The organism is Streptomyces sp. NPDC002773 (assembly GCF_040295605.1).
GTDB lineage: Bacteria > Actinomycetota > Actinomycetes > Streptomycetales > Streptomycetaceae > Streptomyces.
The window spans coordinates 24,612-46,659 of the sequence record NZ_JBEOVO010000010.1; the positions used below are offsets into that span (position 1 = coordinate 24,612).

The following is a 22,048-nucleotide window of genomic DNA, read 5'->3' on the forward strand; positions in this document are numbered from 1 at the left end:
TCTGAACCCGGTCACTCTGGGTTGTCCGCGAGCGATCTCGCCGCCCGGACGCAGTGGGCGAGCGCCGCGCGGGCGTAGGCAGGCGAAGTGCCCGCCAGCCCGCACGTGGGAGTGATGACCACGGACTCCGCGAGAGTCCCCGGATTCAGCCCCAGCCTGCGCCACAACGACCTGACACCCATGACGCTACCGCCCGGGTCTGACAACGGGCCGTCGGTGGACGGCACCACACCGGCGAAGAGCTTGGTGCCGGCCTCCACGGCCTCACCGATCGGCTCCTCGTCACGCTCGGTGAGCAGCCCGAAGTCGAACGAGACGCCGGCGACTCCCGCCCTTCGCAGCAGGGCGAACGGGACGTCCGGGGCACAGGCGTGGACGATCACCGGCCCGTCGTGGACCGCGATCACCTCCCGCAGGGCGCTCTCCACGACCTGCCGGTCGACGGCCCGGTAGGTGCGGTAGCCGCTGGCGGTACGGACGTGGCCGCGCAGGACCGCGGTGAGCGAGGGCTCGTCGAGCTGGAGGACGACCCTGGCCCCCGGGATCCGCTTGCGCACCTCCGCGAGGTGCTCGTGGAGCCCCTCGGCGAGCGAGCCGACCAGGTCGCGGCAGGCGCCCGGGTCCCCGAGCGCCGCTTCGCCGCCGCGCAGCTCCAGGGCGCCGGCGAGCGTCCACGGGCCGACGGCCTGCACCTTGACCGGGCCCTCGTACCCCTGGGTGAACTCCTCCAGGGCGTCCAGGTCCTCGCCCATCCAGGAGCGGGCCCGCTTGGTGTCCCGGCCGGGCCGGTCGCTGATCCGCCAGCCGCTCGGCTCCACGTGCGCGTACATCTCGACGAGCATCCCGAGGGTCCGGCCGATCATGTCGGCGCCGGGGCCGCGGGCGGGCAACTCGGCCAGGAACGGGAAGTCCTCGAAGGACCCGGTGGCGGCCTTGGCGGCCTCACGGGCGTCGCCGCCGGGCAGGGAACCGACGCCGGTGGCGGGGCCCCAGAGCTTCGTGTCGTTCATGTCTACCGCCCCGGACGGACGGTGAGGTCGTTGATCTCGGCGTCGCGCGGCAGGTCGATCGCCGTGAGGATCGCCGTCGCCACCGATTCGGGGTCGATCCACCGGGACGGGTCGTACTCCTTGCCCTCCTGCTGGTGCACCTTGGCCTGCATGGGACTGGCGGTACGGCCCGGGTAGACCGAGGTCACCCGGACCCCATGGGCGTGCTCCTCGTGGCGCAGGGCGTCGGCGAGCGCCTTGAGCCCGTGCTTGGAGGCGGCGTACGCGGCCCACTCGGCGTGTGCGTTGAGCCCGGCGCCCGAGTTCACGAAGACGACGTGGCCCTGCGAGACCCGCAGCTGGGGAAGCAGGTGCCGGGTCAGTTCGGCCGGGGCGACCAGGTTGACGTTCAGCTGGTGGTGCCAGGTCTTCGGGGTGAGGTCCCCGACCGGCCCGAGGTCGACGACGCCCGCGACGTGCAGCAGGCTGTCCACCCGCTCGGGCATGCTCTGGTGCGAGAACGCCCAGGAGAGCCGGTCCGGGTCCGCCAGGTCCCCGACGAGCGTCCGGGCCCCCGGGAACTCCGCGGCGAGCTCCTTGGCCCGCCCCGCGTCGCGCGCGTGCAGCACGAGCTCGTCCCCGCGCGCGTGGAGGCGGCGCGCGACGGCCGCGCCGATGCCGGAACCGGCGCCGGTGATCACATGTGTAGGCATGGGAGCCATGCTCGCATCAGCGGGAGCCGATGTTCTCCTCCAGGTGGGCGAGGGCCGTCGGGGCGTCGTCCGCGAAGAAGACGAGGTCGGTGAGCGGGAGGGGGAGGAAGCCCTCCTCGTTCATGCGGCGGAACTGGGTCTTCAGGCCGTCGTAGAAGCCGGCCGTGTTGAGCAGGACCACCGGCTTGGTGTGCCTGCCGTGCTTCTTCAGCTCCAGGATCTCGGTGGCCTCGTCGAGGGTGCCGGTGCCGCCGACCATGATCACGATCGCATCGGACGTGGCGAGGAGGAGCGCCTTGCGTGCGGCCAGGTCCTTGGTGAAGACCATCTCGTCGGCGTTCGGGCGGGCCTTGTGGGCGAGGAAGTCGACGGAGACGCCGACGAGTCGGCCGCCGGCCTCCTCGACGCCGTCCGCGACGACCTTCATCAGGCCGGTGTCGGAGCCGCCCCAGACCAGGGTGTGGCCCGCCTTGCCGAGGAGACGGGCGAAGTCGCGGGCGGGCGCCGTGTAGCGCTCGTCGAGGTCGGCCGCGGAGAGGAAGACGCAGATGTTCATGCGCTCCACCGTAGGCCCTGACCAGCGGCTTCCAAGTTTCTTACGGAAATCCCGTCCCCCCGCGATGAGTTCCGGTGACGGCCCCGGTCTGCACTGCCATGGACGAGGTGGAGACCGCACTGAGCAGGGTCCGGGGACGGGTCGCGTCACGGGACGGGACGCCGATCGCGTACGAGCGGTACGGGGACGGGCCGCCGCTCGTCCTGGTGAGCGGCGCCCCGGGGACGGCCGCGACCGAGCGGCCGCTCGGCCTGCTGCTCGCCCGGCGCTTCTCGGTGGTGGCGTACGACCGCAGGGGGCTCGGCGGGAGCGGCGACACCGGGCCGTACGCGGTGGAGCGGGAGATCGAGGACCTGGCGGCGGTGGTCGCGGAGGCGGGGGCCGGTGGCGCCCCGCATGAGGGCGTGGCCCTGCACGGGACGGGCACCGGGGGCGTACTCGCGCTCGCCGCCGTGGCCGCCGGGCTGCCGGTGGGGCACCTGTCGGTGTACGAGCCGCCGTACTCCGTGGAGACGGTCCCGGAGGGGCTCCTCGCCGGGGTCCACGCGCGCGTACTGGTGGTCGACGGGGGCGCGAGCCCGGCGGGGACCCGCCGAGCGGCTCGCGCCCTCACGGCGGCCCTCCCCCGCGCCCGGCACCGCACCCTGACGGGCCAGACGCACGAGGTCGCCCCGCATGTGCTCGCCCCGGTCCTGGAGGAGTTCCTGTCCGAGGACCGGGAGACCGTGGAGGCGGCTTGAGGAGGCGTGCGGCTTACGCCCAGGCCTACGCCGTGGCCTCCGCCGTGGCCGTCGTGCGGCGGGTCGTCGTCGCGATCGTGGCCGAGCCCACCACGCGCGTGCCGTCGTACAGGACGATCGCCTGGCCCGGGGCCACGCCCCGGACCGGCTCGTCGAAGGTGACCGTGAGCTCGCCGTCCGCCAGGGACGCCTTCACCTCGGTCTCGCCGCCGTGGGCGCGGAGCTGCGCGGTGTAGCGGCCGGAGCCCTCCGGGGCGGTGCCGCACCAGCGGGGCTTGATCGCGGTCAGGGCCGTGACGTCCAGGGCCTCGACGGGGCCCACCGTGACCGTGTTGTTCACCGGCGAGATGTCGAGGACGTAGCGGGGCTTGCCGTCCGCGGCCGGGTGCCCGATCCGCAGGCCCTTGCGCTGGCCGATGGTGAAGCCGTACGCGCCCTCGTGGGTGCCGACCTTCGTACCGGCCTCGTCGACGATGTCACCGTCCGCCTTGCCCAGACGGGAGGCGAGGAAGCCCTGGGTGTCGCCGTCGGCGATGAAGCAGATGTCGTGGCTGTCGGGCTTCTTCGCGACCGCGAGCCCGCGCCGCTCGGCCTCCGCCCGGATCTCGTCCTTGGTGGTGAGCGTGTCGCCCAGCGGGAACATGGCGTGCGCGAGCTGCTTCTCGTCCAGGACCCCGAGGACGTACGACTGGTCCTTGGCCATGTCGGAGGCCCGGTGGAGCTCCCGGGTGCCGTCCTCCTTCAGGACGACCGTCGCGTAGTGGCCGGTGCAGACCGCGTCGAAGCCGAGGGCGAGCGCCTTGTCGAGCAGCGCCGCGAACTTGATCTTCTCGTTGCAGCGCAGGCACGGGTTGGGGGTGCGGCCGGCCTCGTACTCCGCGACGAAGTCGTCGACGACGTCCTCACGGAACCGCTCGGCGAGGTCCCACACGTAGAACGGGATGCCGATGACGTCGGCGGCCCGGCGGGCGTCCCGGGAGTCCTCGATCGTGCAGCAGCCACGCGCGCCCGTACGGAAGGACTGCGGGTTCGCGGAGAGGGCGAGGTGCACGCCGGTGACGTCGTGACCGGCTTCGGCGGCACGGGCGGCGGCGACGGCGGAGTCCACGCCGCCGGACATGGCGGCAAGTACCCGGAGGGGGCGGGTGTGGGGGCGCGGGGGCGGAGTCTGAGTCATAGCCCTACCAGGGTACGGGTCGGCGGGAACCACGGTCGCGGTAGTAAGCGTTCTCGGTGGCATGGGGAGCAAGCCGAACAAGAAGGTGGGGCGGCGCGCCGTCCTGCTCGGGGGCGGGGTCGCCGTGCTGGGCACGGCGGCGCTGGCCGGGGACGAGCTGGCGCGCGCGTGGTGGCGGCTGCCGGGGATGCAGAAGAAGCGGGTCGAGGGTGAGCTGGACCACCGGGCCGCCGAGTGGACGTCGGCGGCGCGGGCGAACTGGCGGCGGGCCGACCGGCCCGACGACTACCGGATCGACCGGGTCGTGATCCATGTCGTCCAGGGCAGCTACGCGACCGCGCTCAAGGTCTTCAAGAACCCGGGGCACGGGGCCGCCACGCATTACGTCGTCCGCAAGGACGGGCATGTGGCGCAGATGATCCGGGAGCTCGACGTCGGCTTCCACGCCGGGAACCGCGACATGAACGAGCGGAGCATCGGCATCGAGCACGAGGGCTTCGTCGACCGGCCGCAGGACTTCACGGCGGCGATGTACGCGGGGTCGGCGCGGCTCACGGCCGACATATGCGCGCGGTACGGGATACCCGTGGACCGGGAGCACATCATCGGGCACGTGGAGGTCGAGGGTACGGACCACACGGATCCGGGCCCGCACTGGGACTGGGACCGGTATCTGAAGCTGGTGCGGGAGGCGTCGAAGAAGCTCGTGTGAGCGGCTCGGCCGGCCTCAGCTGAGGCCGGCGGTCCTCGCGCGTTCGACGGCAGGGCCGATCGCGGCCGCCACCGCGGCGACGTCCTCCCTGGTGGAGGTGTGGCCCAGGGAGAAGCGCAGGGTGCCCCTGGCCAGGTCCGGATCGGTGCCGGTGGCGAGGAGGACGTGGCTCGGCTGGGCGATGCCGGCGGTGCAGGCGGAGCCGGTGGAGCAGGCGATGCCGGCGGCGTCCAGCAGCAGGAGCAGGGAGTCGCCCTCGCAGCCGGGGAAGGTGAAGTGGGCGTTGGCGGGGAGGCGCTCGACGGGGTCGCCGCCGAGGAGCGCGTCGGGGACGGCTGTACGGACGGCGGTGACGAGTTCGTCGCGCAGCGCGCCGACCTCTCGGGCGAACTCCTCGCGCCGCTCGGCCGCGAGCTGGGCGGCTACGGCGAACGCGGCGACGGCCGGTACGTCGAGGGTGCCGGAGCGGACGTGCCGCTCCTGGCCTCCGCCGTGCAGCACGGGTACGGGGGTGTGCTCGCGGCCCAGGAGCAGGGCGCCGATGCCGTAGGGGCCGCCGATCTTGTGGCCGGAGACGGTCATCGCGGCGAGTCCGGACGCGGCGAAGTCGACCGGGACCTGGCCGACGGCCTGGACGGCGTCGGCGTGCAGCGGCACGCCGAACTCGGCGGCGACGTCGGCGAGTTCACGGACCGGCATGATCGTGCCGATCTCGTTGTTCGCCCACATGACGGTGGCCAGGGCGACGGATTCGGGGTCGCGGGCGATGGCCTCGCGCAGGGCGTCGTGGTGGACGCGGCCGTGGCGGTCGACAGGGAGGTACTCGACGGTGGCGCCCTCGTGGGTGGCGAGCCAGTCGACGGCGTCGAGCACGGCGTGGTGCTCCACCGGGCTGGCCAGGACGCGGGTGCGGCGGGGGTCGGCGTCGCGCCGGGCCCAGTAGAGGCCCTTCACCGCGAGGTTGTCGGCCTCGGTGCCGCCGGAGGTGAAGACGACCTCGCTCGGCCGGGCGCCGAGCGCGGCGGCGAGCGTCTCGCGCCCCTCCTCGACGGTCCGCCGGGCCCGCCGTCCGGGGGCATGCAGAGAGGAGGCGTTGCCCGTGACGGCGAGCTGGGCGGTCATCGCCTCGATCGCCTCGGGCAGCATGGGCGTGGTCGCGGCGTGGTCGAGGTAAGCCATGGTGGATCGATTCTACGAGCCCGCGGCGGCGGGCCCGGCGGGTGGCCGGTTTACGGCGGGGGGAGGGTGCGCCTGGCCGCGCGGGGCGGCGGGGTCGGTGGGGCCGGGGCGCCTGGGCCCGGGCGCCTGGGACCCCGGCGGGCGCCAGGACCGGGAGACCGGCCGACCCGGGAGTCGGCGGACCCGCAAGGGCGGGAGGCCCGCAGGCCCGGGAGTCGGCGGACGCGCAAGACCGACAGGTGCGGGAGTACGGCCGACCCGGGAAACCGCCAGGTCCCGGAGGCCCGCAGGCCCGGGAGGTCGCCTCGCCCGCCTTTTCCTCAGGTGCGTGGTGCGCGGGCCAGTTGGCGGGATTGGGCTACCAGGCGGTCGGCGCTGTCCCAGATTTCCGCGTCCTCCTCCAGGAAACCGCCCGCGAGGTTGCGGGTGGTGATGGAGACCCGCAGCGGGCCCGGGGCCGGGCGGCAGCGGACGTGGGTGGTGAGCTCGACGGTGGGGGTCCAGCCCTTGAGGCCCAGCTCGAAGGAGGTCGGCGGCAGGGCGTCGACCGTCAGGAGCAGCGACAGCGCGTCGGGCTCCCGGCCGTCGGCGAGGCCGAACCAGGCCCGCATCTCACCCTTGCCCGAGGGCGCTCCGACCGCCCAGCCGACGCACGCCGGGTCGAGGCGGAGGTCCAGCCGGTCGGCGATCGCGGAGGAGCCGGGGATCCTCGGAGCCGGGTTGTCGGCGGCACTGAAGCAGTTCTCGATCGGCGCCATCGCCGGCGGCGTCGCCGTGGTGCGGACGTCGTCCGGGAGCGTGTCGAGGTCTCCGTACGAGGCGAGGACCCTGATCCGCTCGACCTCCGTGCCGTCCTCCGCGTACTGGAAGAGCGAGGCCTGTCCCGTGGACAGCGTCCGGCCCGTGCGGACCGTCTCCGTCCTGATCACCGCGGGGCCCGGCACGGACGGCGTGAGGTAGTGCGCCGAGATCGTGAACGGGTCGGGGTGCGGGAGGTGCTCGCCGAGCGCGCGGCCGAGCAGAGCGAGGAGGTAGCCGCCGTTGACCGCGTGGATGATCGTCCAGCCGGCGGAGAGCTCGGCGTCGTACACGCCGGGCTCGCGGACGGTGAGGGCGGTGTCGCGGTCGAACTCGCTCGTCGCGAGGTCCGTCGCCGTGCTCGTCTCGGTGCTCGTGCTCATGTTTTCGACGGTACCCCAGCTTACTACTGAGCGGTAGCTTTTTCCGGTTCCTCGCGGGCGGACGAGCGCCGGTTCCACGCGCGGGGCGCGCGCCAGTGGTAGCGCAGGGCGAGCAGTCGGAGCGCGAAGGCGGTGAGGGCGGCCGCGCCGCTGGTGAACGGATTCAGCATGTCGAAACGGATGCAGAGCACCACCATCGCCGCCCCGACGATCGCCGGGACCGCGTACAGGTCGCGGTCCCAGCGCAGCAGCGACGGCACCTCGTTGGCGAGCACGTCACGCAGGACGCCGCCGCCGACGGCGGTCGCGAGACCGAGCGCGGCGGAGGAGGTGAGGCCGAGGCCGTAGTCGTACGCCTTCGTCGTGCCGGTCACGCAGAAGAGGCCGAGGCCGGCGGCGTCGAAGACGTTGACGGCCCTCTGGGTGCGTTCGACCTGCGGGTGGAGGAAGAAGACGAGGACCGTCGCGATCAGGGGCATGAGGAAGTAGCCGAGATCGGTGAAGGCGGCGGGGGGTACGGCGCCGATGATCAGGTCGCGGAAGAGGCCGCCGCCGAGGGCGGTGACCTCGGCGAGGACGGCGATGCCGAAGACGTCGAAGTTCTTGCGGACGGCGAGGAGGGCGCCGGAGATGGCGAAGACGAAGATGCCGACGAGGTCCAGGGCGTGCTGGACGTCGGGGCTGAACAGGTTGTGGAGCACCGGGTCATTGTCCCGGTCCCCGGGGGGCGCGGGATGCGCCGGGGCGGCGCCCCCGCCGTGTGGGCAATCGTCCCGCAGGGCGTGGGGGTCCCCCGGACGGAGTCTGGGGGACCCCCACGCCCCAGTGGAACAGTTGCCCACAACGAGGGTGGCGGGAGGGGGCGCCCACAGCTGACGTCAGCCCGCGCCCCCGTCGTCCTACGCCTCCGGCTTCCTCGTCAGTGTGAGGTCTGCCGACTCCCTCGCCCCCGGCACCGTCAGGGACTCCGCGTTCTCCGGGTGGTGGCAGGCCACCCGCTGGCCCGGGCGGAGTTCCACCAGGGGCGGTTCCTGGGTGCGGCAGACGTCCGTCGCCTTCCAGCAGCGGGTGTTGAAACGGCAGCCCGGCGGCGGGGCGATCGGGGACGGGACGTCGCCGGTCAGGAGGATGCGGTCGCTCTTCGCGCCCCGCCGGCGCGGGTCCGGGATCGGGACCGCGGACATCAGGGCCCGGGTGTACGGGTGCATCGGGTTCTCGTACAGGGACTTGCGGTCCGCCAGTTCGACGATCTTGCCCAGGTACATGACCGCGATGCGGTCCGAGACGTGCCGGATGACCGATAGGTCGTGGGCGATGATCACGTACGTGAGGCCCAGCTCCTGCTGGAGGTCGTCCAGGAGGTTGACCACCTGCGCCTGGATGGAGACGTCCAGGGCGGAGACCGGCTCGTCCGCGACGACCAGCTTCGGCTTGAGGGCGAGCGCGCGGGCGATGCCGATGCGCTGGCGCTGACCGCCGGAGAACTCGTGCGGGTAGCGGTTGTAGTGCTCGGGGTTGAGGCCCACCAGGCCGAGGAGCCGCTGGACCTCCTTCTTCACACCGCCCTCGGGCTCGACGCCCTGGAGCTTGAAGGGCGCCGAGACGATCGTGCCGACCGTGTGGCGCGGGTTCAGCGACCCGTACGGGTCCTGGAAGATCATCTGGATGTCCCGGCGGAACGGACGCATGCCCGCCACCCCGAGGTGGGAGATGTCCTTGCCCTGGAACTCGACCGTGCCGTCGGTCGGTTCGAGCAGCCGGGTGATGAGCCGGCCCATCGTGGACTTGCCGCAGCCGGACTCGCCGACGACGCCGAGGGTCTCACCGGGCAGGACCTCGAAGTCGATCCCGTCGACCGCCTTGACGGCGCCGGTCTGGCGCTGGAGCAGCCCCTTCTTGATGGGGAAGTGCTTCTTCAGGCCGGTGACCTTGAGCAGAGGTTCCGTGGTGTCGCTCATGTCGCTCACAGTTTCGGCGCAATCTCTTCGGTCCAGATGCGGGTCCGCTCCTCCTGCGGCATGTGGCACGCCGAGAAGTGGCGGTCCCCGGCCGGCGTCAGCTCCGGCCGCTGGGTGCGCGTGACGCCGCCCTTGGGGACGTCCGCGTACGGGCAGCGGGGGTTGAAGGCGCAGCCGCTCGGGATGTTGATGAGGCTGGGCGGGTTGCCCTTGACCGGGATGAGCCGCTCGGTCTGGTCGCGGTCGATCCTCGGCATCGAGCCGAGCAGGCCCCAGGTGTAGGGGTGCTGCGGCTCGTAGAAGACGGACTCGGCCGGTCCGCGCTCGACGCAGCGCCCGCCGTACATCACGAGGATGTCGTCGGCGAGCTCGGCGACGACGCCGAGGTCGTGGGTGATGATGACGACCGCCGAGCCGAACTCCTTCTGGAGGTCCCGCATCAGGTCGAGGATCTGGGCCTGCACGGTGACGTCGAGCGCCGTCGTCGGCTCGTCGGCGATGAGCAGCGACGGGTTGTTGACGAGCGACATGGCGATCATCGCGCGCTGGCGCATGCCGCCGGAGAACTCGTGCGGGTAGTTGTCGAACCGCTTGGCGGGCTCGGGGATGCCGACCCGGTCGAGGAGTTCGACGGCCCGCTTGCGCGCCGTCTTCTTGTCGACGTCGTTGTGGACGCGGTACGCCTCCACGATCTGCTGGCCGACCGTGTAGTACGGGTGCATCGCGGACAGCGGGTCCTGGAAGATCATCGCCATCTCGCGGCCGCGCATCCGGCGGACCTCGTCCGGGTCGGCGGAGAGCAGCTCGCGGCCGTTCAGCCAGATCTCACCGGAGATCTTCGCCTTCTGGCGGCCGTACTGGCCGACCGTGTGCAGGCCCATGATGCCGAGCGAGGTGACCGACTTGCCGGAGCCGGACTCGCCCACGATGCCGAGGGTCTTCCCCTTCTCCAGCTGGAAGCTGAGACCGTCGACCGACTTGACCAGACCGTCGTCGGTCGGGAAGTGGATCTTCAGGTCGCGTACGTCGAGGAAGGCGTCGGACGGGGCGTCCTTCGAGGACGCGACGGGTTCTCCCACCGCCGCGCCGGTCTTCGTCAGCTTGTCCGTCATGCGAGCCTCACTCGGGGGTCGATCACCGCGTACAGCAGGTCCACCACGAGGTTGGCGATGACGACGCACGCGGCGGTGATGAGCGTGACGGCCAGGATGAGCGGCAGGTCGCGCTCGTTGACGCCCCGGATGGCCAGGGCGCCCAGTCCGTGGAGGCTGAACGCGGTCTCGGTCAGGATCGCGCCGCCGACGAGGGCGCCGAGGTCCATGCCAAAGATGGTCAGGATGGGGGTCATGGTGGAGCGCATGGCGTGCTTGCCGAGCACGACCGACTCCGGCAGGCCCTTGGCCCGGGCCGTGCGGATGTAGTCCTCGCCGAGGACCTCCAGCATGGTGGCGCGGGTGAGCCGCGCGTACATCGCCGCGTACAGGAAGGCGAGCGTCACCCAGGGCAGCAGCAGGCCGCCGAACCAGCCGCCGAAGGACTCGGAGAGCGGCACGTACGTGGCGTCGACCCAGCCCAGTTGGGTGCGGAAGACCAGCATCGCCAGCATGGCGGTGAAGAAGATGGGGAGCGAGACGCCCGAGAGCGCCGTGATCATCGCCACGCGGTCGATGATCGTGCCCCGCTTGAGCGCGGAGACGACACCCGTGGAGACGCCCAGGACCAGCCACAGCACGGCGGCGCCGACGACCATGGAGAGGGTGATGGGGAAGGCCTCGACCAGCATCGACCAGACGTCCTGCTCACTGCGGAACGAGTAGCCGAAGCAGGGCGCCGCGCAGTGGATGGTGTCGCCACCACCGGTGTAGTCACGGCCGACGAAGATGCCGGAGACGAAGTGCCAGAACTGCACCAGGAGCGGCTCGTCCAGACCCAGCTTCTGCCGGACGGCCTCGATGGCAGCCGGATCCGCCTGCTTGCCGACGAACATCGCGGCAGGGTCACTGCCGGTCATCTTGGGGATGAGGAAGAAGATGCTGAGCGTCACGAGGGTGACGACGAGCAGCATCGCGACGACTGCGAAGAGCCGTCGGACTATGTATGCAAGCATGCGGTCGGCCGGTCGGCGGCCGGGGGTCCCGATCGGGTCCCCCGGCCGCCGCCCTCGGCCATCACCTGCCCTTCGGACCTGGCGGCGGGTGCTGCGCCGGTGAAGCGGAGCGGATTACTTGACGACGCCGAGCGACGCGTAGTCGTAGCGGCCGTTGTAGGCGTCCGCCGTGTAGACGTTGGTCAGCCGGGAGCTGCGCCAGATGATGTTCTTCTCGTGGGTGAAGGGCAGGTAGACCGCGGCCTCCGAGACCTTGGTGTTGATCTGCTTGTAGAGCTCGCCGGCCTTGACCGGGTCGGTCTCCTTCAGCGCCTGGTCGAACAGGCCGTTGACGGCCTTGTCGTTCAGCTCGGAGAAGTTGTTGTTACCGCTCTGGAGGATGAAGCGGCCGTCGACCAGCGGCTGGAGGAAGCCCTGGCCCGACGGGAAGTCGGCGCCCCAGCCCATGATGATGATGCCGTAGCCCTTGTCCTTGACGACCTTCGGCGAACCGATGATGCCGGAGGTCTGGGCGCCGTCGAACTGGTCGATCTGGGCGTCGATGCCGACGGCCTTCAGCGACTGCTGGAGGGACTCGGCGGTCGCGATCTCGATCTTCTTGTTGTTGCGGACCGCGATGGTGGTCTTGAAGCCGTTCGGCTTACCGCACTTCTTCAGCGCTTCCTTCGCCTTGGCGAGGTCCGGCGCGCCGGCCAGCTTGCCGTACGGGTCGGCCTTCGGGTCGGCACCCTTGACCGCCGGCGGCAGCATGTTGGAGGCGATGTCGCCACCGGCCTGCGGGCCACCACGGGCGGTCTGCAGGGACTTCGAGTCGGCCGCGTAGATGATGGCCTTGCGGCACTCGATGTTGGGGATCACCGTCTGCGGGAAGACCGCGTAGCGGATGAAGCCCGTCTGCGGGTTGTCGACGTTGCCCTTGTGCTTCTGGAGCACCTTCTGGCGGGCGGCGGCGCCGATGCCCGTCGCGTTGATGTCGAGGTCGTACTCGCCCTCGACCAGACGGTTGTCCATGTCGTCGGCGTTCGTGGTGAACGTGACGCTGATCTTGTCCGGCAGCGCCTTGCGGACGGTGTCCGTCTTCGCGTCCCACTTGTCGTTGCGGACGAGCTTGAGGGACTTGTTGGGAGTGTAGGACTCCCACTTGTACGGGCCGGACGAGAACGGCTTCAGGGTGTACTTGGCCTTGGTGTCCTTGTCCTGGCGGACCGGGGAGGCGGCGGGCATGGCCAGCATCTGCAGGAAGTCACCGTTGGCGACCGGCAGCTTGAAGATGATGGTCTTGTCGTCCGGGGTCTCGATCGCCTTCAGGCCGAGCTTGTCCGGGGAGGTGTCCTTGTACGGGCCCTTGTACTCAGCCTTGGGGTCGAGGACCTGCTGGAGGTAGATCGGGCCGCCGGAGAGGACGTCCTGGGCCCAGATGCGCTCGATGCCGTACTTGATGTCCTTGGAGGTGATCGGCTTGCCGTCCTCCCAGGTCACCCCGTCCTTCAGCGTGAAGGTGTAGGTGAGGCCGTCGGCCGAGACCTTGCCGGTGTCGGTGGCGAGGTCGGAGACGAGCTCCGTGGACGCCGCGCCGGGCTCCGCCTTGAAGGTCACCAGCTGGCGCGTGTAGTAGCGGGAGAAGTCCCACATGAAGCCGTAGTAGCCGCGCTGCGGGTCCCAGAAGTCCGCGTCCTGCGAGCCGATGAACTTCAGCTCGCCGCCCTTCTTGTCGGAGGGGTTGGCGATCTTGTTCACCGCGGCGTTGAAGCCGGCCGCGCCGCCCTTGGTCTTGTCACCGTCGTTGCCGGTGCCGCCGCCGCAGGCGGTGGTGACGACCATCGTGGCCGCCGCGAGCAGCGCGCCTGCGGCGATCCTGCGCCTCTGAGAGCTCATCAGACTCATGGGTCTCGCAACCTCCGGGTAGTGGCGGCCGATACGGCGGTCCGCCGATTGGGGTAAGCCTCCTGTCGCCAGCGGCAGGGGCGGGTCTTGCGTGTCGTCGGCGAACGGTCAGCGGGAGCCCTTCGGGTCGAGCGCGTCACGCACGCCGTCGCCGAAGAGGTTGAACGCCAGAACGGTGATGAAGATCGCGAGGCCGGGGATCACCATGAAGAGCGGGTCCGCCTCGTAGGTGGTGATGGCCGTCGACAGCATCTGACCCCAGGAAGCGGTCGGAGGCTTCACACCCGCGCCGAGGAAGCTGAGCGCCGCTTCGGTGAGGATGTTGGTGGGGATCATGAGGGTCGCGTAGACCGTGATCGGGGCGATCAGGTTGGGCAGCAGCTCCCGGCGCAGGATGTAGAGCCGGCCGGCGCCGAGGCTCTGGGCGGCCTCGACGTACTCGCGGTTGCGCAGCGAGAGGGTCTGGCCGCGGACGATGCGGCCCACGTACGGCCAGCCGAAGAAGCCGATGACGACGACGAGGGCGGCGATGCGGACGCCGGAGCCGTCGAGTCCGAGGAGCTCGTTCGGCAGGACGGAGACCAGGGCGATCGTGAAGAGCAGCTGCGGGAAGGCGAGCATCACGTCCATGACCCGGCTGAGGGCCGCGTCGATCCAGCCGCCGAAGTAGCCCGCGATGATGCCGAGGACCGTGCCGAGGACGACGGCGAAGACCGCCGCCAGGAAGGCGACGAGCAGCGAGATCCGGGCGCCGTAGACGATCCGGCTGAAGACGTCGCGGCCGTTGACGGGCTCGACGCCGAAGAGGAACTCGGAGCTGACGCCGCCCCAGGAACCGATGGGGGTGCCGAACAGCGGGTCGATCTGGTCCTCGTGGAACTCGTCCGGCGGGTGGCCGAGGAGTCCGACGATGACCGGCGCGAAGACCGCGACCAGGACCAGGAAGAGGACGACGAAGGCGCCCGCGAGGGCCAGTTTGTCGCGCTTGAGGCGGGTCCAGGCGATCTTCCAGGGCGAGCGGCCCTCGATCGCCTTGCCGGAGGCGCCGGAAGCGCCGGAGTTGTCCGGAGTGCCGGGTGCGTCGGGCGCGGCGTCGGCGGTGGCGGTCGACTCGACCGCACTCGCCTTGTGCAGTGGTGCCGTCATCGTGGTGAGGACCCCTCTCGGCCGCCGGTAGCCGGCCCTTGCCCGCCGCGGGTAGCGGCTCGGTGGAACAACCTGCTGGGCACCGGCTCGATAGGAGCCGAACGCCCGGTGTTCCGGGGAGTCTTCAATGCGCTTGTGATCACCCGCCAGCCCTGACGGGGAATGTTTGCTCAAACGTGATGCGGTGCTGCGACTTCCGTTATCCGGACGCCACGATCACGTGAGCGGACCATCTCGGGGCCTCTGCCCCCTAATCGGACATGTCCCTCAACTGGGCGTTCCGACGTCGGTATTGGGACGAACGACGGCCTCCGGAGCGGACTCCGGAGGCCGGTGGGGCGGTACGCGAGAAGAGGGGCGTCTCAGTATCCGGACGGCGCGGGCGGCGGGTAGCCGTACCCGGGGACGGGCGCGGAGCCGCGCCCCGCGTGCGCCTCGCGGTCGTAGAAGGGCCGCCCGTTCGCCCGCAGCCACAGGGCCACCGGGTCGTACGCGTCCGAGAGGGCGACCGTCGAGACGGGCAGCCCGTCGGGTACGGCTCCGATCGACTGGCGCATCATCGCCCGGACCGTGTCCACGGCCGCGGGGGAGGTGTCGTACAGGTCGAGACCGATGGCGAGGTAGGGGGAGCCGAGCGCGGGCTGCACCCAGCCGCGGCGCAGCGCCCGGACGGCCGGGGTGCGGTGCGCGTTCTGTGTGAGCAGGGCGTAGAACTGCGGGATCTCCAGGGCGGGCTCGGTGACCCGCAGCGGACCCGCGGGCATCCGGTCGAGGCCGGTGGCGATCCGGCGCAGGTCGGCCCAGGGGATGCCGACGCCGCCGCCTGGGGCGTGCGGATTCAGCCAGACGCCCCAGCGGTCGGGGTAGAGGGCGCGGGCGATCTCGCGGCCCGTGACGAGCTCGTGGGCGCGGGTCCAGCCGGAGGCGGAGAGTTCCTGCGCGGAGGTCACACAGGGCGCGTAGCCGAAGCCGTCGACCTCCATGTTCCCGTACTGGGCGTCGGACGCGCCGGGAGAGCCGTGCCAGAGCAGCATCCACAGCTCGCCGTCGGCGAGGGCGTGCAGGAGCTGCTCGTACGCGTCGTAGCGTCCGGGTGCCACCTGGCGCAGCATGTGCTCGACCTGACCAGCCGCAGCAGTGCCTGACGCGCTCACCCTGGGTCCCGCCCCTCTTCCGTTCACCACGTTCGTCCCGCCGATGATTCAGTTCAGCTTAAGCAGGGGGCCGGTCACCCGGCGGCACGCTGGTAGAAGGGGCGCACCCGCTCCAGCATCCAGTCGCCGACCGGGTCCTGCGCCATGTCGAGCAGGATGAGGTTGACCGGCCAGGCGACCTCGACCCGGCCCAGGGCGCGGCCGAGGGCGTCCAGGGGCGCGTTGCGGTCGACGCCGTCCCAGGCGGCGAGCTGGACGCCGACGAAGAGGGCGGGTTCGGTGCCCTCGACGCTGGCGAGGGCACGGCGGGCGCTGGTCACGACACCGGTGGCCTCGAACTCGGCTGAGGCGGCGGCGAGGAAGTCGACGGGGTCGTCCTGCCAGTCGGGCTCGAAGAGGCGGACGCGGCCGCCGGTCGCGGGGCCGTCGAGCGGGGTGCGGCCGACGCGGCAGAGTTCGGCGACGGCGGGCGGGGGCAGCGGGACGCCGACGGTGCCGCCGGGGTTCACGGCGATCCCGAGCTGCGGGGGCAGGCCGCGGGCGAAGTCGCGGGCGGGCGCGACGGCGAAGGACATGTGGGTGCCGACGCAGGCGAGGAACTGCTGCTCGGAGCTGAAGACGGGGACGTAGGCCGCGCCGTCGAGCTCCATGGTGGCGAGGTCGAGGTCGGGGCTCTCGGGTCCGCCGCCGTTGGGCAGCGGGACCCAGACGGGGCTGCGCCCGAGCACCTCGACCAGGCGGCCGCCGGCCGCCGGGTTGCCGAGTGAGGCGGCGAGTACCTCTTCGAGCTCGTTGCTCGGCCACGTCACGTCCACGGTCCCGTATCCCCTTCTCGCACGGCCTGCCGCACCGGCCGCCCGGCAGAACCCTAACGCCGCCTCGGCGCCGCCGTGGCGAAAAGGGTACGGAAGCGAGGGAGCGCCGGGTCGGGCGTGTCCGTCAGGCGGTCTCCCGGAACTCGATCCTCCGCAGGGCGTCCGCCGCGTCCCGGTCGAGCAGGGTGGCGGAGGCGCAGCCGTGCGGGAGGCGGCCGGACTCGGCGGCCTCGACGAGCCGGCCGACGGCCCGCCGGTGCCGGGCGAAGGCATAGGCGGAGACGCCCCGGCCGCGGGCCCGCTGGCCCTCGCGCGCGGTGTCCGGGGGGACGTCGAGGAGGAGCAGGTGCAGGGCGCGGCCGCGCCGGCGGGCCTCGCGGGCGAGCCAGCCGCGCACCCAGGACTGGGTGCCGCAGTCGTGCACGATCACCCCGGCGCCCGAGCGCAGGGCGCGGCGAAGACCGGCGTAGTGCGCGAGCCGGACCAGGGGCCGGTAGAGGGCGTACGGCAGGAGGCGGGGCATGCGGGCCTCCCAGCGCTCGCGGGCGTCCTGGGAGTCGATGCCGGCGCCCGCGGCGGCGCGCTTCATGAGGGTCGACTTGCCGCTGCCGGGCAGTCCTGAGACCACGACGAGGTCGCCGGCCGCGAAGGTGAGGGCGCGGGGGCCCCGGCCGCCGCGCTCGCGGAGGTCCCGCAGGAGCCGGCCGCGGCCGCGGGTCCTGGCGCGGGCCCGCTGGGACGGTATGCCCGTACTCGGCGCGCACGCGCCGCTGTGCTGGATCCTCATCGCTTCTCCCCCTGCCGGGCCTCGGGAGACCCTTGCCCACAAAGTGTAAAGAAACGGTAATGGGACACAAGCGATATGCCCCGCCGAGCTCGCGTGCAATGATGTGCCCGCCAGGCGCGCACAGTCGCCACACAATCGCATATTGGCCGCTCGAATCCGCGCGGGAGAGTTCCGGACCGCCCCGCGTGTCCGGACGCCGAAGGAGCAAGACCCTCCCTTGAATCTCTCAGGCCCCGTACCGCGCGGATGAGGCAGATCTGAAAAGCGGGACACCCTGCTGTGTCCCCACCCAAGGTGCAAGCCGAACTCCCGGCGCCGATCTCCCGGCGACGAGATGCTCTCGGTGAACCTCTCAGGTTCCATGACAGATGGGGAGGACGTCCTCGCCGTCATGTGTTTCGTCACCGATCACGCCCTTGGGACCCGGGAGCCACCCCATGAGCACTGCCCCCCGCCTCACCGCCCTCGATGCCCTGCATCGTTCCCTGGGCGCGACCATGACCGACTTCGCCGGCTGGGACATGCCGCTGCGGTACGGCAGCGAGCGCGACGAGCACGTCGCCGTCCGCACCCGGGCGGGTCTCTTCGACCTCTCCCACATGGGTGAGATCACCGTCACCGGCCCGCAGGCGGTCGAGCTCCTCGACCACGCCCTCGTCGGCAACATCTCCACCGTGGGCAACGGCCGCGCCCGCTACACGATGATCTGCCAGGAGGACGGCGGCATCCTCGACGACCTGATCGTGTACCGGCTCGGCGAGACCGACTACATGGTCGTCGCCAACGCCTCCAACGCCCAGATCGTCCTGGACGCGCTGACCGAGCGCGCGGCCGGCTTCGACGCCGAGGTGCGCGACGACCGTGACGCGTACGCCCTGCTCGCCGTCCAGGGCCCGGAGTCCCCCGGCATCCTGAAGTCGCTCACCGACGCCGACCTGGACGGCCTCAAGTACTACGCCGGCCTGCCCGGCACGGTCGCGGGCGTGCCCGCGCTGATCGCCCGTACCGGCTACACCGGCGAGGACGGCTTCGAGCTGTTCCTGAAGCCCGAGCACGCCGAGGGCGTCTGGAAGGCGCTGACCGAGGCGGGCGAGGGCGTCGGCCTGATCCCCTGCGGTCTGTCCTGCCGCGACACGCTCCGCCTGGAGGCGGGCATGCCGCTGTACGGCCACGAGCTGACCACCGCCCTCACCCCCTTCGACGCGGGCCTCGGCCGGGTCGTGAAGTTCGAGAAGACGACCAACGACGGCGGCTTCGTCGGCCGCAAGGCGCTGGAGGCCGCCGCCGAGCGCGCGGCGACCAACCCGCCGCGCAAGCTCGTCGGCCTGGTCGCCGAGGGCCGCCGGGTCCCCCGCGCGGGCTTCTCCGTCGTCAAGGACGGCGCGGTGATCGGCGAGGTCACCTCCGGCGCCCCGTCGCCGACCCTCGGAAAGCCGATCGCGATGGCGTACGTGGACGCGGCGCACGCCGAGCCCGGCACCCAGGGTGTAGGTGTGGACATCCGCGGCACCCACGAGCCGTACGAGGTCGTCGCGCTGCCCTTCTACAAGCGCCAGAAGTGACGCATCCGTCTCACATCGCGTCTCATCCCGCAAGACCCACGTTCATCAGCACTCCCCCGATCCAGGAGAATCAGGCCATGAGCAACCCCCAGCAGCTGCGTTACACCAAGGAGCACGAGTGGCTGTCGGACGCCGAGGACGGCGTCGCGACCGTCGGCATCACGGAGTACGCGGCCAACGCGCTCGGTGACGTCGTCTTCGCCCAGCTCCCCGCCGTCGGCGACACCGTCACCGCGGGCGAGACCTGCGGCGAGCTGGAGTCGACGAAGTCCGTGAGCGACCTGTACTCCCCCGTCACGGGTGAGATCGTCGCCGCGAACCAGGACGTGGTGGACGACCCGTCCCTGGTGAACACGGCTCCGTTCGAGGGTGGCTGGCTGTTCAAGGTACGTGTCACGGACGAGCCGGACGATCTGCTCTCCGCCGACGCGTACGCCGAGTTCTCCGCCTCCGGGAACTGAGACCGGGCCCGAGACCCCTTAGGGATCGATTCATGTCGCTTCTGAACACTCCCCTCCACGAGCTGGACCCGGACGTCGCCGCCGCCGTCGACGCCGAGCTCCGCCGTCAGCAGTCCACCCTCGAGATGATCGCCTCGGAGAACTTCGCTCCGGTCGCCGTCATGGAGGCGCAGGGCTCCGTCCTCACCAACAAGTACGCCGAGGGCTACCCGGGCCGCCGCTACTACGGTGGCTGCGAGCACGTCGACGTCGCCGAGCAGATCGCGATCGACCGGATCAAGGACCTGTTCGGCGCCGAGTACGCCAACGTCCAGCCGCACTCCGGCGCCTCCGCGAACCAGGCCGCCCTCTTCGCGATCGCCCAGCCCGGCGACACGATCCTGGGCCTCGACCTGGCGCACGGCGGTCACCTCACCCACGGCATGCGCCTGAACTTCTCCGGCAAGCAGTTCAACGTGGTCGCGTACCACGTGGACGAGGCCGGTCTGGTCGACATGGCCGAGGTCGAGCGCCTCGCCAAGGAGCACCGTCCGAAGGTGATCATCGCGGGCTGGTCCGCCTACCCGCGCCAGCTGGACTTCGCCGAGTTCCGCCGGATCGCCGACGAGGTCGAGGCCAAGCTGTGGGTCGACATGGCCCACTTCGCGGGCCTGGTCGCCGCCGGCCTGCACCCGAACCCGGTCGAGTACGCGGACGTGGTGACCTCCACCACGCACAAGACGCTCGGCGGCCCCCGCGGCGGCATCATCCTCGCGAAGAAGGAGTTCGCGAAGAAGCTGAACTCCTCGGTCTTCCCCGGCTTCCAGGGCGGCCCGCTCGAGCACGTGATCGCGGCCAAGGCCGTCTCCTTCAAGGTCGCGGCCACGGAGGAGTTCAAGGAGCGCCAGCAGCGCACCCTGGACGGCGCCCGCATCATCGCCGAGCGCCTGGTCCAGGACGACGTCACCGCCCACGGCGTCTCCGTCCTGTCCGGCGGTACGGACGTCCACCTGCTCCTCGTCGACCTGCGCGACAGCGAGCTGGACGGCCAGCAGGCCGAGGACCGTCTGCACGAGGTCGGCATCACGGTCAACCGCAACGCCGTCCCGAACGACCCGCGCCCGCCGATGGTCACCTCGGGTCTGCGCATCGGTACGCCGGCGCTCGCGACCCGCGGTTTCCAGGCCGAGGACTTCACCGAGGTCGGCGACATCATCGCGGAGACCCTGAAGCCCGGCTTCGACGCCGACAAGGCCGCATCGCTGAAGGCCCGGGTGACGGCGCTCGCCGACAAGCACCCGCTGTACCCCGGCCTGAAGTAGTTTCGTACGATTTAGTTCCGGTTTCGTTCGTACGACACCTCCGGGGCATCGCGCACACTGGACAGTGAGCGCGGTGCCCCACCCCATGTCATCGCGCGGTTCCGCCCGCTTGCCTTCACGCTTTTCTGCTCCACCCCGGCAGACAACGGCGTCTAGCCCCCCACAAGGAGTTCTCCGTGGCCATCTCGGTCTTCGACCTGTTCTCGATCGGCATCGGCCCGTCGAGCTCCCACACGGTGGGCCCGATGCGCGCGGCCCGGATGTTCGCCCGCCGGCTGAAGAACGAGGGCCTGCTCGCCCACACCGCGAAGGTCCGGGCGGAGCTGTACGGCTCGCTCGGCGCCACCGGCCACGGCCACGGCACCCCGAAGGCGGTCCTGCTCGGCCTTGAGGGCAGCTCGCCCCGCACGGTGAACGTGGAGACCGCCGACGACGAGGTCGAGCGGATCAAGTCGAGCGGCCGGATCAACCTCCTCGGCGCCCACGAGATCCCCTTCGACTTCGACGCCGACCTGATACTGCACCGGCGCAAGGCGCTGCCGTACCACGCCAACGGGATGACGATCTTCGCGTACGACGCGGAGGGCGGCCTCGTCCTGGAGAAGACGTACTACTCGGTCGGCGGCGGCTTCGTCGTCGACGAGGACGCGGTCGCCGGCGAGAACCCGATCGTCCCCGACGACACGGCCCTGAAGTACCCCTTCCGTACGGGCGACGAGCTGCTGCGCCTGGCGAAGGAGACGGGCCTTTCGATCTCCGCGATGATGCTGGAGAACGAGAAGGCCTGGCGCACCGAGGACGAGATCCGCGCGGGCCTCCTGGAGATCTGGCGGGTCATGCAGTCCTGCGTCTCGCGCGGCATGTCCCGCGAGGGCATCCTGCCCGGCGGCCTGAAGGTCCGCCGCCGCGCCGCGACCTCCGCCCGCAAGCTCCGCTCCGAGGGCGACCCGGCGGCGCACGCGATGGAGTGGATCACGCTCTACGCGATGGCCGTGAACGAGGAGAACGCGGCGGGCGGCCGGGTGGTCACCGCCCCGACGAACGGCGCGGCCGGCATCATCCCCGCGGTCCTGCACTACTACATGAACTTCGTCCCCGGCGCCGACGACGAGGGCATCGTCCGCTTCATGCTCGCGGCCGGCGCGGTCGGCATGCTCTTCAAGGAGAACGCCTCGATCTCCGGCGCCGAGGTCGGCTGCCAGGGCGAGGTCGGCTCGGCCTGCTCGATGGCGGCGGGCGCCCTCGCCGAGGTCCTCGGCGGCACCCCCGAGCAGGTGGAGAACGCGGCCGAGATCGGCATGGAACACAACCTGGGCCTGACCTGTGACCCGGTCGGCGGCCTGGTCCAGATCCCGTGCATCGAGCGGAACGGCATGGCGGCGGTCAAGGCGGTCACGGCGGCGAAGATGGCGATGCGCGGCGACGGCAGCCACCTGGTCTCCCTCGACAAGGTCATCAAGACGATGAAGGAGACCGGCGCGGACATGAGCGTCAAGTACAAGGAGACGGCGCGCGGCGGCCTCGCGGTGAACATCATCGAGTGCTGAGGTTCTAGGCCCTGACCAGCGCGTTTGTGTCGTTCAGCGAGCGATTCCGCCCTGTGGCCGGGGTCGCGCGTCCCCTCAC

General features: G+C 71.2%; 21 protein-coding genes and 2 riboswitches. Of the genes, 6 read left to right on the forward strand and 15 right to left on the reverse strand.

Annotated features, from left to right (window positions below):
- Nucleotides 1-11 precede the first annotated feature (11 nt).
- From ABT034_RS15055 to ABT034_RS15065, 3 genes are read right to left on the reverse strand one after another with little or no spacing between them, the layout of a single operon-like run.
- Nucleotides 12-1,010, reverse strand: coding sequence for a methionine synthase (locus tag ABT034_RS15055; RefSeq protein ID WP_351215087.1), 999 nt, complete (start codon nt 1,008-1,010; stop codon nt 12-14).
- 2 nt (nt 1,011-1,012) lie between these two features.
- Complete coding sequence (locus ABT034_RS15060; RefSeq protein WP_351215090.1) at nt 1,013-1,711, reverse strand: SDR family oxidoreductase; 699 nt, start codon at nt 1,709-1,711, stop codon at nt 1,013-1,015.
- A gap of 7 nt (nt 1,712-1,718) precedes the next feature.
- Nucleotides 1,719-2,258 (reverse strand): LOG family protein, encoded by a 540-nt coding sequence (locus ABT034_RS15065; protein WP_351215092.1) that lies wholly within the window; start codon nt 2,256-2,258, stop codon nt 1,719-1,721.
- A 98-nt stretch (nt 2,259-2,356) separates the two neighbouring features.
- Here ABT034_RS15065 and ABT034_RS15070 point away from each other — a divergent pair, with 98 nt between their 5' ends.
- Complete coding sequence (locus tag ABT034_RS15070) at nt 2,357-2,998, forward strand: alpha/beta fold hydrolase (RefSeq protein ID WP_351215094.1); 642 nt, start codon at nt 2,357-2,359, stop codon at nt 2,996-2,998.
- A gap of 25 nt (nt 2,999-3,023) precedes the next feature.
- Here ABT034_RS15070 and mnmA read toward each other — a convergent pair whose 3' ends face one another.
- Nucleotides 3,024-4,175, reverse strand: coding sequence for a tRNA 2-thiouridine(34) synthase MnmA (gene mnmA, locus ABT034_RS15075; protein ID WP_351215096.1), 1,152 nt, complete (start codon nt 4,173-4,175; stop codon nt 3,024-3,026).
- A 61-nt stretch (nt 4,176-4,236) separates the two neighbouring features.
- Here mnmA and ABT034_RS15080 point away from each other — a divergent pair, with 61 nt between their 5' ends.
- The gene (locus ABT034_RS15080; RefSeq protein ID WP_351215098.1) at nt 4,237-4,887 is read left to right on the forward strand and encodes an N-acetylmuramoyl-L-alanine amidase; all 651 of its coding nucleotides are present in this window, start codon (nt 4,237-4,239) and stop codon (nt 4,885-4,887) included.
- 15 nt (nt 4,888-4,902) lie between these two features.
- Here ABT034_RS15080 and ABT034_RS15085 read toward each other — a convergent pair whose 3' ends face one another.
- From ABT034_RS15085 to ABT034_RS15135, 11 genes are all read right to left on the reverse strand, one after another.
- Complete coding sequence (locus tag ABT034_RS15085) at nt 4,903-6,066, reverse strand: cysteine desulfurase family protein (RefSeq protein WP_351215100.1); 1,164 nt, start codon at nt 6,064-6,066, stop codon at nt 4,903-4,905.
- 320 nt (nt 6,067-6,386) lie between these two features.
- Entirely contained in the window at nt 6,387-7,247 is an 861-nt protein-coding gene (locus ABT034_RS15090; protein ID WP_351215102.1) for a thioesterase family protein, read from the reverse strand.
- Nucleotides 7,248-7,270: 23 nt separating this feature from the next.
- Nucleotides 7,271-7,948 carry a trimeric intracellular cation channel family protein gene (locus tag ABT034_RS15095; RefSeq protein ID WP_351215104.1) on the reverse strand — a complete coding sequence of 226 codons (678 nt, stop codon included), beginning with the start codon at nt 7,946-7,948 and terminating at the stop codon, nt 7,271-7,273.
- A 198-nt stretch (nt 7,949-8,146) separates the two neighbouring features.
- The gene (locus ABT034_RS15100; protein WP_351215106.1) at nt 8,147-9,205 is read right to left on the reverse strand and encodes an ABC transporter ATP-binding protein; all 1,059 of its coding nucleotides are present in this window, start codon (nt 9,203-9,205) and stop codon (nt 8,147-8,149) included.
- A 5-nt stretch (nt 9,206-9,210) separates the two neighbouring features.
- The gene (locus ABT034_RS15105) at nt 9,211-10,317 is read right to left on the reverse strand and encodes an ABC transporter ATP-binding protein (protein ID WP_351215108.1); all 1,107 of its coding nucleotides are present in this window, start codon (nt 10,315-10,317) and stop codon (nt 9,211-9,213) included.
- Nucleotides 10,314-11,312: an ABC transporter permease gene (locus ABT034_RS15110; protein ID WP_351215110.1), complete on the reverse strand. Its 999-nt coding sequence runs from the start codon at nt 11,310-11,312 to the stop codon at nt 10,314-10,316. The genes ABT034_RS15105 and ABT034_RS15110 overlap by 4 nt, the downstream gene beginning before the upstream one ends.
- A gap of 114 nt (nt 11,313-11,426) precedes the next feature.
- Nucleotides 11,427-13,196: an ABC transporter substrate-binding protein gene (locus ABT034_RS15115; RefSeq protein ID WP_351215112.1), complete on the reverse strand. Its 1,770-nt coding sequence runs from the start codon at nt 13,194-13,196 to the stop codon at nt 11,427-11,429.
- 108 nt (nt 13,197-13,304) lie between these two features.
- Complete coding sequence (locus ABT034_RS15120; protein ID WP_351215114.1) at nt 13,305-14,342, reverse strand: ABC transporter permease; 1,038 nt, start codon at nt 14,340-14,342, stop codon at nt 13,305-13,307.
- A gap of 362 nt (nt 14,343-14,704) precedes the next feature.
- On the reverse strand, nt 14,705-15,496 hold the full coding sequence (locus tag ABT034_RS15125; RefSeq protein WP_351215116.1) for an enhanced serine sensitivity protein SseB C-terminal domain-containing protein: 792 nt from the start codon (nt 15,494-15,496) through the stop codon (nt 14,705-14,707).
- A 74-nt stretch (nt 15,497-15,570) separates the two neighbouring features.
- Complete coding sequence (locus tag ABT034_RS15130) at nt 15,571-16,311, reverse strand: enhanced serine sensitivity protein SseB (protein WP_351215118.1); 741 nt, start codon at nt 16,309-16,311, stop codon at nt 15,571-15,573.
- Between the two features lie 124 nt (nt 16,312-16,435).
- Nucleotides 16,436-17,098, reverse strand: coding sequence for an AAA family ATPase (locus tag ABT034_RS15135; protein WP_351215120.1), 663 nt, complete (start codon nt 17,096-17,098; stop codon nt 16,436-16,438).
- Nucleotides 17,099-17,249: 151 nt separating this feature from the next.
- Nucleotides 17,250-17,349: riboswitch (glycine riboswitch) on the forward strand.
- A gap of 1 nt (nt 17,350) precedes the next feature.
- Nucleotides 17,351-17,476: riboswitch (glycine riboswitch) on the forward strand.
- A gap of 59 nt (nt 17,477-17,535) precedes the next feature.
- Here ABT034_RS15135 and gcvT point away from each other — a divergent pair.
- The 4 genes from gcvT to ABT034_RS15155 all read left to right on the forward strand — a co-directional run bounded on the left by gcvT (nt 17,536) and on the right by ABT034_RS15155 (nt 21,969).
- On the forward strand, nt 17,536-18,660 hold the full coding sequence (gene gcvT / locus ABT034_RS15140; RefSeq protein WP_351215122.1) for a glycine cleavage system aminomethyltransferase GcvT: 1,125 nt from the start codon (nt 17,536-17,538) through the stop codon (nt 18,658-18,660).
- A 77-nt stretch (nt 18,661-18,737) separates the two neighbouring features.
- A complete protein-coding gene (gcvH, locus tag ABT034_RS15145; protein ID WP_351215124.1) occupies nt 18,738-19,121 on the forward strand; it encodes a glycine cleavage system protein GcvH in 384 nt (127 codons plus the stop codon).
- 32 nt (nt 19,122-19,153) lie between these two features.
- Nucleotides 19,154-20,422: a serine hydroxymethyltransferase gene (gene glyA / locus ABT034_RS15150; RefSeq protein ID WP_351215126.1), complete on the forward strand. Its 1,269-nt coding sequence runs from the start codon at nt 19,154-19,156 to the stop codon at nt 20,420-20,422.
- A gap of 176 nt (nt 20,423-20,598) precedes the next feature.
- Nucleotides 20,599-21,969 carry an L-serine ammonia-lyase gene (locus ABT034_RS15155; protein WP_351215128.1) on the forward strand — a complete coding sequence of 457 codons (1,371 nt, stop codon included), beginning with the start codon at nt 20,599-20,601 and terminating at the stop codon, nt 21,967-21,969.
- Nucleotides 21,970-22,048: the final 79 nt, after the last annotated feature.